11 protein-coding genes and 3 CRISPR repeat arrays are annotated in these 17,432 nt (G+C 30.7%); of the genes, 10 read left to right on the forward strand and 1 reads right to left on the reverse strand.

Annotated elements, in window-relative coordinates; translation table 11 throughout:
- The first annotated feature begins 29 nt into the window (after window positions 1-29).
- From trpB to KQI41_RS02750, 7 genes are all read left to right on the forward strand, one after another.
- Window positions 30-1,187, forward strand: coding sequence for a tryptophan synthase subunit beta (gene trpB / locus KQI41_RS02720; RefSeq protein ID WP_154438874.1), 1,158 nt, complete (start codon window positions 30-32; stop codon window positions 1,185-1,187).
- A gap of 117 nt (window positions 1,188-1,304) precedes the next feature.
- On the forward strand, window positions 1,305-1,661 hold the full coding sequence (locus KQI41_RS02725) for a hypothetical protein (protein WP_154438875.1): 357 nt from the start codon (window positions 1,305-1,307) through the stop codon (window positions 1,659-1,661).
- Window positions 1,662-1,843: 182 nt separating this feature from the next.
- On the forward strand, window positions 1,844-3,406 hold the full coding sequence (locus KQI41_RS02730) for a sigma-54 interaction domain-containing protein (protein ID WP_216584813.1): 1,563 nt from the start codon (window positions 1,844-1,846) through the stop codon (window positions 3,404-3,406).
- A gap of 173 nt (window positions 3,407-3,579) precedes the next feature.
- Window positions 3,580-4,956, forward strand: coding sequence for a tyrosine phenol-lyase (locus KQI41_RS02735; RefSeq protein WP_154438877.1), 1,377 nt, complete (start codon window positions 3,580-3,582; stop codon window positions 4,954-4,956).
- A 544-nt stretch (window positions 4,957-5,500) separates the two neighbouring features.
- Window positions 5,501-6,196 carry an RAMP superfamily CRISPR-associated protein gene (locus KQI41_RS02740; RefSeq protein ID WP_216584814.1) on the forward strand — a complete coding sequence of 232 codons (696 nt, stop codon included), beginning with the start codon at window positions 5,501-5,503 and terminating at the stop codon, window positions 6,194-6,196.
- 706 nt (window positions 6,197-6,902) lie between these two features.
- The gene (gene cas2 / locus KQI41_RS02745) at window positions 6,903-7,211 is read left to right on the forward strand and encodes a CRISPR-associated endonuclease Cas2 (protein WP_216584815.1); all 309 of its coding nucleotides are present in this window, start codon (window positions 6,903-6,905) and stop codon (window positions 7,209-7,211) included.
- Window positions 7,212-7,302: 91 nt separating this feature from the next.
- A CRISPR array of direct repeats spans window positions 7,303-9,736; the repeat unit is 30 nt; unit sequence GTACATAGATTACCTATAAGGAATTGAAAC.
- Window positions 9,737-9,863: 127 nt separating this feature from the next.
- Window positions 9,864-10,996 (forward strand): IS3 family transposase gene (locus KQI41_RS02750; RefSeq protein WP_216584816.1). Its coding sequence is split into 2 segments (ribosomal slippage): window positions 9,864-10,134 and window positions 10,134-10,996, totalling 1,134 coding nucleotides; the frame shifts between segments, so codons are not numbered across the junction.
- Window positions 10,997-11,107: 111 nt separating this feature from the next.
- Window positions 11,108-11,999: a CRISPR direct-repeat array (repeat unit 30 nt; unit sequence GTACATAGATTACCTATAAGGAATTGAAAC).
- 65 nt (window positions 12,000-12,064) lie between these two features.
- Here KQI41_RS02750 and KQI41_RS02755 read toward each other — a convergent pair.
- Window positions 12,065-13,197 (reverse strand): IS3 family transposase gene (locus tag KQI41_RS02755; protein WP_216584816.1). Its coding sequence is split into 2 segments (ribosomal slippage): window positions 12,065-12,927 and window positions 12,927-13,197, totalling 1,134 coding nucleotides; the frame shifts between segments, so codons are not numbered across the junction.
- 106 nt (window positions 13,198-13,303) lie between these two features.
- Window positions 13,304-13,604: a CRISPR direct-repeat array (repeat unit 30 nt; unit sequence GTACATAGATTACCTATAAGGAATTGAAAC).
- A 531-nt stretch (window positions 13,605-14,135) separates the two neighbouring features.
- Between KQI41_RS02755 and cas6 the strand changes: the two genes are divergently transcribed.
- From cas6 to cas7i, 3 genes are read left to right on the forward strand one after another with little or no spacing between them, the layout of a single operon-like run.
- Window positions 14,136-14,864, forward strand: coding sequence for a CRISPR-associated endoribonuclease Cas6 (gene cas6 / locus KQI41_RS02760; RefSeq protein WP_216584817.1), 729 nt, complete (start codon window positions 14,136-14,138; stop codon window positions 14,862-14,864).
- A 14-nt stretch (window positions 14,865-14,878) separates the two neighbouring features.
- Entirely contained in the window at window positions 14,879-16,552 is a 1,674-nt protein-coding gene (locus tag KQI41_RS02765; RefSeq protein ID WP_216584818.1) for a hypothetical protein, read from the forward strand.
- Complete coding sequence (gene cas7i / locus KQI41_RS02770) at window positions 16,545-17,432, forward strand: type I-B CRISPR-associated protein Cas7/Cst2/DevR (protein WP_216584819.1); 888 nt, start codon at window positions 16,545-16,547, stop codon at window positions 17,430-17,432. Before KQI41_RS02765 ends, cas7i begins: the two co-directional genes overlap by 8 nt.

Here is a 17,432-nt window from a genome sequence, read left to right on the forward strand (position 1 = left end):
TATTTAAATTTAATCTAGGAGGAAGAAGGATGAAAAGAGAAAATGGATTATTTGGAGAATTTGGCGGGGCTTATGTACCAGAAGAATTGAAAGTAGTATTAGATGAATTGGAAAAAGAATTCTATAATGCTATGGAAGATGAAGAGTTTTTGAAAGAACTAGGTTATTATTTAAAGGAATATGTAGGCAGAGAAAATCCACTATATTTTGCAGAAAGACTAACAGAAGAAATAGAAGGAGCTAAGATTTATCTAAAGAGGGAAGATCTAAATCATACAGGAGCTCACAAGATTAACAATGCCATAGGACAAGGGTTACTTGCTAAAAGAATGGGAAAAAAGAGAGTAATAGCAGAAACTGGAGCAGGACAGCATGGAGTTGCTACAGCGACAGTATGTGCTTTGCTTGGACTGGATTGTACAATTTATATGGGGGCTGAAGATACTAAAAGGCAAGAGCTAAATGTTTTCAGAATGGAAATGTTAGGAGCAAAGGTAGTGGCAGTTGAGGAAGGAAATAAAACATTAAAAGAAGCAGTAGATAAAGCATTAGGGGATTATGTAGAAAATAAGGATAATACTTTCTATCTTCTTGGTTCAGCAGTAGGACCTCATCCATTCCCAATGATAGTAAGGACATTCCAATCCGTAATAGGAAAAGAAGCAAGAAAACAGATATTAGAAAAGGAAGGAAGATTACCTAATTATGTAGTAGCCTGTGTTGGAGGAGGCAGTAATGCCATAGGTTTATTTTCGCCTTTCTATGATGATAAAGAAGTGAAGATGATAGGAGTAGAACCAGCTGGAAAAGGGATAGATACTAAAGAGCATGCGGCTAGTATATGTAGAGGTAATATGGGGCTAATACATGGTTTCAAATGTTATTTACTAGATCATAGTACCCATTCCATTGCTGCAGGACTAGATTATCCTGGAGTAGGACCGGAACATAGCTATTATAATGAGATTAAAAGAGCAGAATATAAATCTGTAACTGATAAAGAAGCCTTAGATGCTTTCTTTAAGTTATCAAAAACAGAGGGAATAATTCCAGCTTTAGAATCTTCCCATGCCATAGCCTATGGAATGAAGTTGGCTCAGACTTTGGACAAGGATAATATTATAATAATAAACCTTTCTGGTAGAGGAGATAAGGACGTAGCACAAGTAAGAGATATGATAAGATGAAAAGGATAATTTCCCTTATGAGTTTATAAATTTATAAGGGGAATTATTTATAATATTTGAAGATTATAAATTTTTGTATATAATAGGATTAAAGTATGAAATATTGGGGGGATTGAAATGTTGGGAAAAAAAGAATCACAAGATGCAAAGTACAAGGTATTATTAGTGGCTTATAAGGACTTAACAGAGGAAATGGAGAATGAATTGCACTATTATTTTATATCTAATATTAGGAGCAAAGAGGAAATAGAAGAAAACTATGGTATGGATAAAAGTTCTTCTGGATTATCATTTAGAACTGGTCTTTACCATAAATGGTTTAAAGAAACGATTTTACAAAAAATAGAAGAGGGTTATAGTTTAGGTATTGTAGAAATATCAAAATCTTATGGGGATAGTGAAGAGATGAAATTAAAGGAGCTAGACGAAAAATTTGGAGATAGCATACTAATATTAGAAACTCAGGAACTATAATATAAACCACGGGGTTTAACCCCGTGGTTTATATACTAAAACTTGAACATTTCCCATTAAGAATAATAGGCTATTTATTAAGTTTTTAGATTATTTTGAGGTCTGACTTAAATTTAATTAAGCTTCATATTATGTCCTTTTATAAAAATGAAATAAAAGTTGCTGATAGAGAGGTGAAAATCTTGAATAGCAAAAAGATAAAATTTTTAGTTAAAGAAAATAAAGTAGGTATGGCTCAAAAAATATTAGCTGCCTTGGCTTCAAAAGAAATGAATATTATTACTATGGAGATAAATCCCCCTTATATTTCTGTTAAAGTTGAATGGGAAGGTATAGAATGGGATGAGTTTAAGAGATGGATAAAAAATGAGATTAAGGAAATTTTAGATATAACAGAGCTGGATATGATGGACTCGGAAAAAGCAGCTAAGGAACTTCAGATAGTAATAAATAGTATGACAGATGGCATTATTGCAGTAAATAAACAAGGAAATATTGAATATTACAATTCTAAGGCCAGTAAATTATTTAATATTGAACCCAAGGATAAGGATACTAATATAAATCTCATAATACCAAAAGAAGTATATAATCCAAATGTGGATATAGATGATAAAGCTAATATTGAAGTAAGTACAATGATTAGAAATAAAAAGGTAAATCTTATACTAAATATTAAACTTATAAAAAATAATTTAGGCATTAAGATGGGGGCTCTTTTGATTTTTAAAGAAATGGATGATGTTAGAAGGCTGATTCAAACTATTTCGAGGCCTTCTATGATAAGTTTTGAAGATATAATCGGAGAATCAGATAGTATAAAGAACACCATTTCATTAGCTAAGTCAGTTTCAGTAGCAGAGGCAAATATAATGATATTAGGAGAGTCAGGCACGGGGAAGGAGTTATTTGCCAGAGCAATTCATTTAAATAGCAGAAGAGGAAATGGTCCATTTGTAGCAGTTAATTGCTCTGCTGTACCAGATGCTCTTTTGGAATCGGAGTTTTTTGGTTATGAAAAAGGTGCTTTTACAGGTGCGAATACAGGGAAGCAAGGACTCTTTGAATTGGCCACTGGAGGAAGTATATTTCTAGATGAGATAGGAGAACTACCTATTCATTTACAGGCAAAGATACTAAGAGCCATACAAGAAAGACAAATACGAAGAATAGGTGGAACAAAGGAAATACTCATTGATGTAAGAATAATTTCTGCAACTCACAGAAATTTATCTGCCATGGTAAGTGAAAAGACTTTTAGGGAGGATTTATATTATAGATTAAATGTTATACCTGTTAATATACCACCATTGAGGGAAAGAAAAGATGATATATCAATACTTGCAAAATATTTTACAAAGCTTTTAGGAGAAAGTGCAGATAAACCAAGATTAAAAATAACTGAAGATGCCTTAGAAAGATTGCAGGAATATTCTTGGCCTGGAAATATAAGGGAACTACAAAATGTTATGGAAAGAGCTGTAATATTTGCAGAGGATTCAATAGATGTTAAACATTTATTGATTGCTAATAAATTTGATTCATATGAAACAGAAAAGATAATTTATAATGAAGAGAATATTGAATTTCCTGTAAATCTACCAGAAATAATTAAGGCTGTTGAATATAACCATATTATAAAAGCAAGAAAGCAGTTTAATTCATCAAGGGAGATTGCAAAGGCTTTAAATATATCCCATACTACTGTTATTAAACGTATTAAGGAACATGAAGACTGTAAATAATATTTACAAAAATGTAAAATATAATTCCAGTTGTAAACATTATTTACAATTGGAATTATATTTAGCTTGTTAGAGTAACAATATTATAGATATTCCCCAGATTTTAATATTGGCATTAAAATTGCTAATAACTATATTATTAAGATAGATTTTAAAATAAGGGGGAGTAGTATATGGATAAAAAATATATGCCAGAACCATACAAAGTGAAGATGGTAGAACCACTGAGAATTTTACCGAAGGAGGAAAGAATTGAGGCCATTGAAAGAGCAGGTTACAATACTTTCTTACTTAATTCAAGGGATGTATATATTGACCTATTAACAGACAGTGGAACAAATGCCATGAGTGATAGACAATGGGCTGGGCTTATGATGGGCGATGAGGCCTATGCAGGAAGTGAAAATTTCTATCATTTACAAAAGACTGTACAGGATATAATGGGATTTAAGCATGTTGTTCCAACGCATCAAGGCAGAGGTGCAGAAAATCTATTATCACAAATATTAGTTAGGCCAAATACTTATATTCCAGGTAATATGTACTTTACAACTACTAGAGCTCATCAAGAAATGAACGGTGGTACTTTTGTAGATGTTATAATTGACGAAGCTCATATCTCAGATAAAGAAGATGTACATTTTAAAGGAAATATAGATATTAAAAAATATGAGGATTTAATTAATAAAGTTGGAGCTGAAAATATTCCTTATATCTGTGTTGGTGTAACAGTTAATTTAGCTGGTGGGCAGCCGGTTAGTATGCAGAATCTAAGGGAAGTTCATGCCTTATCCAAGAAACATGGAATCAGAGTAATGTTTGACTGTACCAGATATGTGGAAAATGCTTATTTCATTAAAGTAAGAGAAGAAGGATATGCAGATAAATCTATTGCAGAAATTGTTAAGGAAATGTTCTCCTATGCTGATGGAGCTACTATGTCAGGTAAAAAAGACGGTATTGTAAATATAGGTGGGTTCTTAGCTATGAATGAAGATGATCTATATTTCAAAGCTTCGGCGTTAGTAGTAGTTTATGAGGGAATGCCAAGCTATGGTGGTATGACTGGTAGAGATATGGAGGCTTTTGCAATTGGACTTAAGGAAGCTTTAGATTTCAATTATATTAAACATAGAGTTGAGCAAGTTGAATATTTAGGAAATAAATTAATTGAAGCTGGTGTACCAATAGTTAGACCAATAGGGGGTCACGCAGTATTCTTAGATGCTAGAGCATTCTTACCACATATTCCACAATCTGAATATCCAGCTCAAGTTTTAGCAGCTGAAATCTTCATCCAGTCAGGTGTCAGAACAATGGAAAGAGGAAATATTTCTGCTGGTAGAGATAAGGAAGGAAATGAATACTTCCCTAAATTAGAGCTAGTAAGATTGACAATACCAAGAAGAGTTTACAGCTATGCACATTTAGATTATGTTGCAGAAGCCATAATTGCAACATATAAGAGAAGAGATGAAATAAAGGGCTTGAAATTCACTTATGAACCACCAGTATTAAGGTTCTTCACAGGTAGATTCGAGCATATTTAATATGAGATAGAAGATTGGGACTAGAGAGTTTGTTATGGACTCTCTAGTTTTTTGATTTAAAATATAATAATTTTTGGTTCAGCAGTAAATGAATAAATTGTGGCAGTTATATTTTTAAAATAAAAGACTTCCATAAGATTATCATCAGCAGAATACATTTGATTTAATACTTCATTGTCTTCCAACATTTTTACTTAGGTTTCATGTCTTTGATGGTTTGACATAATTATATGGAATATAAAGATAGGAAGCAAATGTAAAGTTTATTTAGAAATTGAGGTGAAAAATGAGGAAATTTATAAAAACAAGAATAAATTGTAGAATATATTTTAGAACCTGAAAAATTTGGTAAATAAAGAAGGACTTTTTGGCTTTATGTAGAATCTATAAATTATGGAGGTAAAGATAAAATGAAAAAATAATCACTTTTTTAGGTACTGGAACTATGATGAAACTGTAATTATAGATAATTTAAAGTATGTTATAGAAGCAGCAGAGAGACATCTTGCAAAGATAACTAAACAGTTAAATGAATGTAAAGACTATGATGAAAAGAATAGTCTATTTAGCTTTAGCAAGAATATCCATTGATTTAGACGATGGAATTAAAGTAAATTATGATAAAATTCAAACTGACGAAAAAGGAGGGAGATATATGAGAAAGGTTGAAATTAAGTTAAAACTTATTACACAATTGATAAGTTTTGGTGCAGATCAAAAAAAGAAAGAATTTAGAGTTACAGAGTTAAAAGCGCTTTTACGTAATACTTTTAGAGAATTATATTATTTTAAAGATTTGGAAGATATAAGAAATAAGGAGGCTTATTTGTTCGGAAACACAGAAAACAAAGCACCTGTTTCTATAGTGTCTGATGGCAATAATGTAAATAATTTGAAAGAAAAGGAAAAAGAATTCAATGAAGGTACAGAGTTTATAATTTACTTTATAGAAAGAAAAAAGAAAGATAATAATATGGATTTTTTAAAATTTTATATTAATTTATTAATTCAATCCTCAATAATAGGTGGAATTGGACAATATGTTTATCTTGGGAAAGGTGCATTTGAAATTTTAGAAATAAAAAATTTATCTAATGAAAAAACAGAAGACTTTAACATATTAATTCCTCATAATACTGGATCATTAGTTAGAAAGTTATGTGACATTGGAGAATTGTATTTAGATAATAATAATAATAAATCGATAACAATAAGAAAATCTAAAAAAAAAATAATGTAATTGAATTTAAAGATTTAGAAAGTTCTTTAGACTTCCCCTATGTAGAAAGTATAGATATAATTGAGTTGAAAAACTCCGGAAAAATTAAGGAATTGAAGGAAATGAAAAAATAGAATTTGCTGAATTTGTAAAAAAATTTCTTATTTCTACGAATAAATGGAATAAGAAAAATGGAGATAAGTTGAATAAGAAAATTGAAAGAATCTGTGAAATTTTAGATTGTCAAATTTAAGTAGGAGCATTTTGAAGTAAGTATGTCCATGGCAGAATTAAATTTAAATCAAATCGAAGATAAATTAAATTTCAAATTTAGCGACGATAACCGTAAATTTGTTTTCTGGTATGATAATGGAGAATTTGTTGAAGATATTAAAAGTTTAGAATTATAAAATGCCAAGATTCATTATCTAACTTCTACTAAGCTATTTGAAACAGGAGAGGGTAAGAAGTATATTGCTGTTGAAGAGATAAATAATATTTGGTTCTTTGGTGAGGTAACTTCAAATAAAACTTTGCTAGACTTTGTATCATAGAAAGAAAAATGTCTACATTCAATGATTTTGAAAATGAATTCAATGGGAAGTTAGACACGGTAATATTAATGTAAGCTATAAACGGCTTACAAGACTAGAATTATATAAAATTCAAAAACATATTACTGAAAACAAGCCATACGAAGGACTTGTAGCGAGATGGTAGAATGTTTATGATATTATTTTATGATTTTGGAGAAAAAAGAGTAGGTGAGGCTTTAAAGGCTTGTAGGAAATATTTAACATGGGTTCAAAATTCTGTGTTTGAAGGTGAAATTACAGAAGGTAATTTAAGGAAGTTAAAGTATGAGCTTGCATCTAAAATGAATAAGGAAGAAGATTCATTGATAATATACACCTTTACAAATATGAAATACTCTAATAGAGAAGTAATAGGTATAGAAAAAATCCCCAATCAATATTTCTTTAAAAATTCGTCGAACCTTAATGGTGTAGAAAACTATAGGGGTCGACGAAAATAAGAATGACTTAATAAGTTAATTTCACGAAAAGATATAAAAGAGCAATAGAATATGATAAAATATAAATGTAGCAGTAGTGCTATGTGTACGGGTACATAGATTACCTATAAGGAATTGAAACCCAAACACAATTCGGATTAAATCTAAGCTATCTCCTAGGTACATAGATTACCTATAAGGAATTGAAACCCTCCTTAGCTTTTTCTATAGCTTCATTTGCTGTACAGTACATAGATTACCTATAAGGAATTGAAACGCTTTTATAACTGTTTCATGTTTTCCTTCTATCTCAGTACATAGATTACCTATAAGGAATTGAAACCTAAGTCTAAATAAACAATACATTTTCTTGTATTCGTGTACATAGATTACCTATAAGGAATTGAAACGCATTAATTAAAAGTGCAATAAGTCCAGCCGAATTTAGTACATAGATTACCTATAAGGAATTGAAACGAATATTAGAGGGTGAAGTAAATGGCTTATAATACTAGTACATAGATTACCTATAAGGAATTGAAACATATCTTGGAGGAAGGATTGTTTTTAACTCCTCTTTCGTACATAGATTACCTATAAGGAATTGAAACACACCTTTAGAAGTGGATTATCTTCTTTTTTAACTTCTTGTACATAGATTACCTATAAGGAATTGAAACTATGGATAAAACTACTAACTATGGCCGGGAAATGTAAGTACATAGATTACCTATAAGGAATTGAAACATACTCTAGATTGTTTACATCATGATGATAAGCTAACGTACATAGATTACCTATAAGGAATTGAAACTTTGAAGCCAACTTCCTCACCTCCCATGAATGTGTTCTGGTACATAGATTACCTATAAGGAATTGAAACCTATTCATATCTTTGTCCTCCTTCATATCAATAAAAGTACATAGATTACCTATAAGGAATTGAAACTTTCTTCATCTTCCGAATCTATAAATGTATAGAATCTTGTACATAGATTACCTATAAGGAATTGAAACCTTGGATTGGAATGATTTCCTCTTGTGCTAATTGAGTACATAGATTACCTATAAGGAATTGAAACATGGATGAGGAAAAGATAGGCAAATTAATAAGTGAACGTACATAGATTACCTATAAGGAATTGAAACCAAAAAGTAGTAATGATGATTTGAATATCTATATAGTACATAGATTACCTATAAGGAATTGAAACACATGACACAAGCAACCTTAGCAGAATATGCAAGGCGTACATAGATTACCTATAAGGAATTGAAACCTGATTCAGCTAATGAATCTCTAAACTTATCAACTGGGTACATAGATTACCTATAAGGAATTGAAACTATAACGTTAAAGGGTGATAATATGGCAAGACCGAGGTACATAGATTACCTATAAGGAATTGAAACGAGTGTACCTTTGAACCCTTAGGTAAATCTATTAACGTACATAGATTACCTATAAGGAATTGAAACGGCAATCTATCACCTTCTTTACATCAAGGGGGATTTCGTACATAGATTACCTATAAGGAATTGAAACTTGAAAATCATACTTTTGATTTAGCTCAAGAATATCTGTACATAGATTACCTATAAGGAATTGAAACTCTAGTATTTCATTATTAATTTTTAATTTCACTTGTACATAGATTACCTATAAGGAATTGAAACTTTCTAATATCTCCTAATAAAATAAGATTTCTATTGTGTACATAGATTACCTATAAGGAATTGAAACGACATAACAGAGGCTAGGAAATATTACGTAGGTAACGTACATAGATTACCTATAAGGAATTGAAACTCTTTTTGAATGTAAACACCAATACCTACTACTTCGTACATAGATTACCTATAAGGAATTGAAACGTGGTAAATATCTTCACTCCAATATCCTCCTCACTAAACGTACATAGATTACCTATAAGGAATTGAAACTAATGAGTACCTTTATCTACTTCTATAGATATTATATTGTACATAGATTACCTATAAGGAATTGAAACTTGCATAGTACAATATAAATACAAAGATTGCATAACGGTACATAGATTACCTATAAGGAATTGAAACCTGAAAATGTTGATTTGCATTTGCCTTTTCCCATATCGTACATAGATTACCTATAAGGAATTGAAACATACAATATTTTGATGTGGCTAGTGAGAATATGAATCCGTACATAGATTACCTATAAGGAATTGAAACCTAGATATGTGGGAAAATAAAGGGGTGTAATATTATGTACATAGATTACCTATAAGGAATTGAAACTAGTAGGGCTGTTTCATGATATAGGAAAGGCAGCATGTACATAGATTACCTATAAGGAATTGAAACAAAATAGAATTTAAGACGTTGGTCGCATTTTGCACCGTACATAGATTACCTATAAGGAATTGAAACTCTAAACAAACACCTATTCCATTTAACGGACAAAAGTACATAGATTACCTATAAGGAATTGAAACCTGAACCGAATCCAATTTTCCCATCTTCGAGTTCCTTCGTACATAGATTACCTATAAGGAATTGAAACCAATAAGATACGCTACATTTTGAGGTTTTCTTCTTTTGTACATAGATTACCTATAAGGATGGATAGGTTACACTAGATAGGACAGTTTTTCTCCGAACATGATATAATAAAACTAGGAGGAGAAAATCATGTCAAGAAAATATTATGAGGAAAATTTCAAGAAGCAATTAGTTAACATATATAACCAAGGTAACCATACCTATAGGGATCTACATGAGCAATATGGGGTCTCTCCATCTACTCTAAGACAATGGGTAGTGAGGTACAATAAAACTGAATCCTTCAATGCTAAAGATAATATGACGGACCAGGAGAAGGAATTAATTGAACTAAGAAAAAGAAATAAACAACTTGAGATGGAGAATGATATTTTAAAGCAGGCAGCACTACTACTAGGCAAAAAGTAGACCTGATTATTTCTAATAGAGGGAAATATAGTATTAGTGCTATGTGTAAGCTTTTAAAGGTCTCAAGAAGCCTAGTATATTATCATCTAAATAATAGGGAAGCTAGTTCTTCTAACAAAGATTCGGAGATAGAGAAACATATAATGAAAATTTTCCATAGAAGTAAAAATAATTATGGTACTAGGAAAATTAAAGTAGAGCTTCAAAAGCTAGGTTATCAAGTTTCACGAAGAAGGATAGCTAGGATTATGAAAGAAAATGCCTTAGTATCTAACTACACTGTAGCTCAATATAAGGTCCATAGCAGGGGCTGTAATGAATCTAAAGTCTCTAATGTAGTTGATAGACAGTTCGATAATAGGGCTAAATTAGAGGTTGCAGTAAGCGACCTTACCTATGTCAGAGTAGGTAGTAAGTGGAACTATTTATGTACCTTGGTAGATCTATCTAATAGGGAAATAATAGGCTATTCAGCTGGTCCCAATAAAGATGCTTCTCTTATAGAAAAAGCACTTTTAAGCTGCCGTTATCCTTTAAAAGATATAAAGATATTTCATTCAGACCGTGGTAAGGAATATGATAATATAAAAATAGATAATATCCTAGAAGCCTTTAACATAGAACGTTCTCTAAGTAGGAAGGGGAATCCCTATGACAATGCTGTAAGTGAAGCTACCAATAAAATCCTAAAAGTAGAGTTTATATATCAAAATAGATTTGAAAGTCTGGAAGTGCTTAAATTAGAGCTTGCAGAATATATTTACTGGTATAATCACATAAGAATTCATGGATCTTTAGGATACATATCACCAATTGAATATAGAAATAGAGCTAGCTTTGATTTAGCAGCTTAGGCAGTATTTAGAAAGTATATTCTTGTTCGGAATAAATTTGTCTAAAAAAGGGTTGCCTTTCCAGGAATTGAAACTTGTACTTCCTGTATTTTGGTTCAATCCCCAGCATTTGTACATAGATTACCTATAAGGAATTGAAACTAAAACTGCTTAAAATCCAAGGCTATTCACCTCCTAGTACATAGATTACCTATAAGGAATTGAAACAAAAATGATGCCGAAACTTTATCATCTTTTATAACTAGTACATAGATTACCTATAAGGAATTGAAACAGGATGTCTATATACTTAGTAATTCTTTTTTCTTTTCAGTACATAGATTACCTATAAGGAATTGAAACCCCAAAGTGTTGATAGTAAGAACCAATAGGAATAAGTACATAGATTACCTATAAGGAATTGAAACCCTAGTAACTGAAGCAGAAGCTACTTTCGGTGATGGGTACATAGATTACCTATAAGGAATTGAAACTCAGATTAGTGAAGTAGATATAATTGCTATATATAGTACATAGATTACCTATAAGGAATTGAAACGAAATAGTTTATGATGATATTCCTCCTGAACCACCAGTACATAGATTACCTATAAGGAATTGAAACTCTTCTTCTAAAGACCAATTCTTTCCTCTAGCCATCTGTACATAGATTACCTATAAGGAATTGAAACCTATTTTATTGTCTTTTTTGGCAACTATATAGGCATTAGTACATAGATTACCTATAAGGAATTGAAACGATGTATATCTATTCATTCCTAATATTGTAAGTACCGTACATAGATTACCTATAAGGAATTGAAACATAACCTACGACAATTAGGTCAAATCCTAAATCTGTACATAGATTACCTATAAGGAATTGAAACGCTTTTCTCTGCTCTTCAAATTTTTCTTCTAGTCCTGTACATAGATTACCTATAAGGAATTGAAACATTTATTATTAAAATTAGAAGAATTAAGAGAAAGAACGTACATAGATTACCTATAAGGAATTGAAACGGGTGGAAAGGCAACCCTTTTTTAGACAAATTTATTCCGAACAAGAATATACTTTCTAAATACTGCCTAAGCTGCTAAATCAAAGCTAGCTCTATTTCTATATTCAATTGGTGATATGTATCCTAAAGATCCATGAATTCTTATGTGATTATACCAGTAAATATATTCTGCAAGCTCTAATTTAAGCACTTCCAGACTTTCAAATCTATTTTGATATATAAACTCTACTTTTAGGATTTTATTGGTAGCTTCACTTACAGCATTGTCATAGGGATTCCCCTTCCTACTTAGAGAACGTTCTATGTTAAAGGCTTCTAGGATATTATCTATTTTTATATTATCATATTCCTTACCACGGTCTGAATGAAATATCTTTATATCTTTTAAAGGATAACGGCAGCTTAAAAGTGCTTTTTCTATAAGAGAAGCATCTTTATTGGGACCAGCTGAATAGCCTATTATTTCCCTATTAGATAGATCTACCAAGGTACATAAATAGTTCCACTTACTACCTACTCTGACATAGGTAAGGTCGCTTACTGCAACCTCTAATTTAGCCCTATTATCGAACTGTCTATCAACTACATTAGAGACTTTAGATTCATTACAGCCCCTGCTATGGACCTTATATTGAGCTACAGTGTAGTTAGATACTAAGGCATTTTCTTTCATAATCCTAGCTATCCTTCTTCGTGAAACTTGATAACCTAGCTTTTGAAGCTCTACTTTAATTTTCCTAGTACCATAATTATTTTTACTTCTATGGAAAATTTTCATTATATGTTTCTCTATCTCCGAATCTTTGTTAGAAGAACTAGCTTCCCTATTATTTAGATGATAATATACTAGGCTTCTTGAGACCTTTAAAAGCTTACACATAGCACTAATACTATATTTCCCTCTATTAGAAATAATCAGGTCTACTTTTTGCCTAGTAGTAGTGCTGCCTGCTTTAAAATATCATTCTCCATCTCAAGTTGTTTATTTCTTTTTCTTAGTTCAATTAATTCCTTCTCCTGGTCCGTCATATTATCTTTAGCATTGAAGGATTCAGTTTTATTGTACCTCACTACCCATTGTCTTAGAGTAGATGGAGAGACCCCATATTGCTCATGTAGATCCCTATAGGTATGGTTACCTTGGTTATATATGTTAACTAATTGCTTCTTGAAATTTTCCTCATAATATTTTCTTGACATGATTTTCTCCTCCTAGTTTTATTATATCATGTTCGGAGAAAAACTGTCCTATCTAGTGTAACCTATCCAGGGTATTCTGTCTTTATTAGAGAGCTTATATCCTCATGTACATAGATTACCTATAAGGAATTGAAACCTCCAAGTCCCTATATCTACATTGTCCCTATTCCAAAAGTACATAGATTACCTATAAGGAATTGAAACAACGTAGAAGCATATAGGGAATTTGCAAAATTAAGGAGTACATAGATTACCTATAAGGAATTGAAACTTTCTTCATCTTCCACGATATTGACCATCGTTTCATATGTACATAGATTACCTATAAGGGATTGAAACATCTGTTCTCTTGTTTCTTTTGCTCCACATACAGTTTCGTACCTAGATTACCTATAAGGAATCGTAACACATATCATCATAATCTATATAATTATTCTTACTTTGATATGTAACACTGAGATGTTTATAAAGTTTATTTTTTATATAAGATCAGAGGTAAAAGGCAATAGAATTAATCAACATAATAAGATTATAAAATATTTGAGAGAAAAAATGAAATGAATATTTCTGAAGGAACTGAATTATTGAAACTATCAGAAACTTGGATAAATGAGGTATTAAAGAAAATGATGTAAGACAGTATTATTTTAAAAGAGAGCAACAGTAGGTTGACTAAGTATATAATAAATATAAATAATTCAGTTATACTATATTTTGCATAAACACTATAGTGTAAAATTTTATTTCCATAAATAATTTAGACTACAATTATAAAAAGAATAATATATAGTTGATATGATTTTAAAACCCTTAGTCGATGAATATTATATAATTCATAGCAAAAACCTTCCTAAAGATATTGACAAAAAAGAAGGAAATTTTAGATTGAATGTCGAATAATATTAATTACTATGAAATATAATGATGGAGGATACAGTATGCATATAAAAATAAGTTTTACCAGCGAAAAAAATATAATTCTACCTATTCAATATAACAGTATCATACAAGCTTTTGTTTACAATAATATTGATGAAGGATTATCAGAATTCTTACATAATAGTGGATATATTAATAACGGTAGAAGTTTTAAATTATTTGCATTTTCTAGGATAATTAACAGAGCAAAAAAGGAAGGGGAGAGGTTTAATTTTGGAAGAAAAATGAATTTAGTAGTTTCTTCACCATTAGATAATTTCTGTAAATCAATTGCAAACCATATGTTGCAAAAAGATGATTTATATATTGGACAAAACAACATAAAAACTGATCAGATACAAATTTTTAATCATATAGTTGAAAAGGATGAAATTCTGATAGACACATTGTCTCCAATTGTAGCATATAGTACACTATTGAAACCAGATGGGGGAAAATATACTTGTTACTTTATGCCTAGAGAAACTGATTTCGATAGAATTATAACAGAGAATTTAATTAAGAAATATAATGCTTTAAATAATACAAATTTAGCTTTTGCAAATAATATAGAATTGACTCCTATAGGACAAGCTAAACAGAATATTGTATATTACAAAAGTACAGTAATAAAAGGAGCAACAGGTAAATTTTTAATAAAGGGGGATAGAAAACTTTTACAAATGGGCTTAGATGCGGGATTTGGAAGCAAGAATAGTCAAGGATTTGGATGTGTAAAGCTTTTATAGAGAGGGGGGATAAAGTGGAATATAGAATTGAAGTAAGAAATCACTGGTGGTTTGATGGAGGGATAGCAGGATTATATTTTGTAGCAGATAGAATTAAAAAAGAAGAAAACTATAATATTGATTTAAGTTTTGATTCAGACGGATTAACTATTGGAGCTGAGGATGAAGAAAAAATAAGAGAATTCTTAGAAAGTTGTTATAGTTTGTTAGCATCTTTATACTGGAATGTGTCTACAAAATCACAAAAGGATAAACTAGAATTAGTTATGTATGATGAAGAGACTAAAGAGTTTTCATTAGCACCAAGAAGACAACCAACACCAGTAGTTGGGAAATTTGTTAAAGGTACTAGTTGGAAGGCTCATTATATTGAGTATGAAGATATGGATGATATACTTAAAGGCAAAACAGATGATTTTACTAAAGAGAACAAAAGAAGTTTATGGGGTGGGAAAAAAAACAGACTATTGTTTTCGCTACCAGAATGTCAACCAGATGTAAAAATATTACCAAAAGAAAACATTAAAAAGCAATTAACTTGCTCAGTATGTGGAAAACTAACTAGTAATTTAAGTGAAATATCTCAACCATCATTTTTATTATTCGCATCGAAGAGTGCGGCACAATCATTTCATACACAGGGAAATAAGGCAGCTAAGATTTGCTGGGAATGTGAACTTTTATCCAAGTTTACGATGGATACTATCAATTACAAGAAAGATGGTTCGACCTTATCAATACTCCTATTAAATTCACCAAATTTAGAACACAATATAAACAATCAAAAGAAAATTGGTAGTAGCTCTGTACTTCGTAGTATTGATAATGACTATTTTTATAAAAATATAGGATTTGAAAAGGATAGTCTGATTAATAAATCAAGGATGTCTTATGAATTATTGTGGGCATATTTTGTAGATACCTATTCTGTTTTAAAGAGTAATACTGTAAGTATAGAGACTGATGGAAATGATATATTTGCAGAATTACTGGGAGACATTATATCCAACCCAATAGAGATTGTAGTTATAGCTCTCGATGAAATGGGACAAACATTCATTACTAAGGAATTAATTTTCTATAATGATGTTAGTTATGCTTATCGATTAATAGATTGTTTTTTTCATAAGTCTCTGGATCTGAAAAATATTTATAATGCATTGTTTGAAAAAGATAACAAAAACAATCCTAAACCATCTAGAAATAATATTCTCAGAAAGATATTGAACAAACATTGTATATTAACTGATATAGAATCCCTTACTCTTAGAAAGGTGTATGATAATAAATTTATCAATGTATCAAATATGCTCGATTTTTTAATAGAGTATTATTTGATAATAAAGGAGGATATCATGAATAGAGAACAAATTGATGTAGCTGTGAAATTGGGAAAACAAATTGTAAATCAAGCATATAGAGTTGCAGGTGAGGACAAAAATATACTAAAAAAGATTAAAGGGGATTTGTTCACACTAAGAAAAACTAGAACAGTAACAGATTTTATTATTCAGTTGAATACACTCCAATTTAGATATGGGATATCAGTATCTAATTCAATTTTAGAAGGAATATTAAACGAAGTGCCATTTGAAGATTTTAAGGGCTATTGTATTATGGGGGCACTTAATAGCTATAACTTTTTTAACTCAAATGTAAAGGATAAGGGGGAAAATGAAGATGAGTAAAGCTAAATCACTAACAATTACCTATCTAACCAAGGCAACTTATGCATCATTAAATGGTTCTGACAAAGAGGTTGATAATATTTCTAGCGTCAAGAAGATAAGAAAAAATGATGGAAAAGATTATCCATATTGTTCTTCTCAAGCAGTTAGGAGGGCGTTAAGAGAACAACTATCAGTAATGGGATTTGAATTGTCTGAGGGAGTGACAGGGGAGAAAGAAAAAGGAGCTGCTACGACTAAATGTGATCCACAAGCATATATAGATGATGATCTTTTTGGATTTATGAATGCTTCTGCAACTACTGTAAAGAGAACAAGTCCTGTTAGAGTTTCTCCTCTAGTAGCTATTACACCTTATTTGGGAGAGCTTGATTTTGCTACGAATTATATGTCAGTAAGTGCAGGTGGAAATCCTAATATATTTGAGACCGAGATACATTCTGGATATTATTGTGGTACTATTTTAATTGAACTAGATAGAATTGGTGAAAAATCAATTGGTGATAAATATGAACTTGAACTTAGTGCTGAAGATAAAATTAAAAGAACTTTAGCATTAGTGGATGCTATACAAAATTTATGGACAGTAGGTAGGCAAAGTAGATTTTTATCTGATGTTTCTCCTAAATTTGTGTGTGCCTCGCTTATGACTGTAAAAAATCCAATATTTATGGAAAGCATTAGAATAAATGATAAGGATGAATTAAATGTTGATTTAATTAACAACACTACTAAAGATTTTAGCAATCAAATAATTCATTCATGCATTGGAGAGAGGAAGGGATTTTTCAGTAAAGATACTGATGAATTTACAACCCTTGGGGAGTGTTTTGAAAATATTCGTGGATGGATAAAAGATACTTACAGTAATAAGCAATAG

The organism is Tissierella pigra (assembly GCF_018917845.1).
GTDB classification, from domain to species: Bacteria; Bacillota; Clostridia; order Tissierellales; family Tissierellaceae; genus Tissierella; species Tissierella pigra.

Coding starts and splice junctions, on each gene's coding strand:
- trpB (WP_154438874.1), top strand. CDS start 30: ATGAAAAGAGAAAATGGATTATTTGGAGAATTTGGCGGGGCTTATGTA.
- KQI41_RS02725 (WP_154438875.1), top strand. CDS start 1,305: ATGTTGGGAAAAAAAGAATCACAAGATGCAAAGTACAAGGTATTATTA.
- KQI41_RS02735 (WP_154438877.1), top strand. CDS start 3,580: ATGGATAAAAAATATATGCCAGAACCATACAAAGTGAAGATGGTAGAA.
- KQI41_RS02740 (WP_216584814.1), top strand. CDS start 5,501: ATGATGAAAAGAATAGTCTATTTAGCTTTAGCAAGAATATCCATTGAT.
- cas2 (WP_216584815.1), top strand. CDS start 6,903: ATGATATTATTTTATGATTTTGGAGAAAAAAGAGTAGGTGAGGCTTTA.
- cas6 (WP_216584817.1), top strand. CDS start 14,136: ATGCATATAAAAATAAGTTTTACCAGCGAAAAAAATATAATTCTACCT.
- cas7i (WP_216584819.1), top strand. CDS start 16,545: ATGAGTAAAGCTAAATCACTAACAATTACCTATCTAACCAAGGCAACT.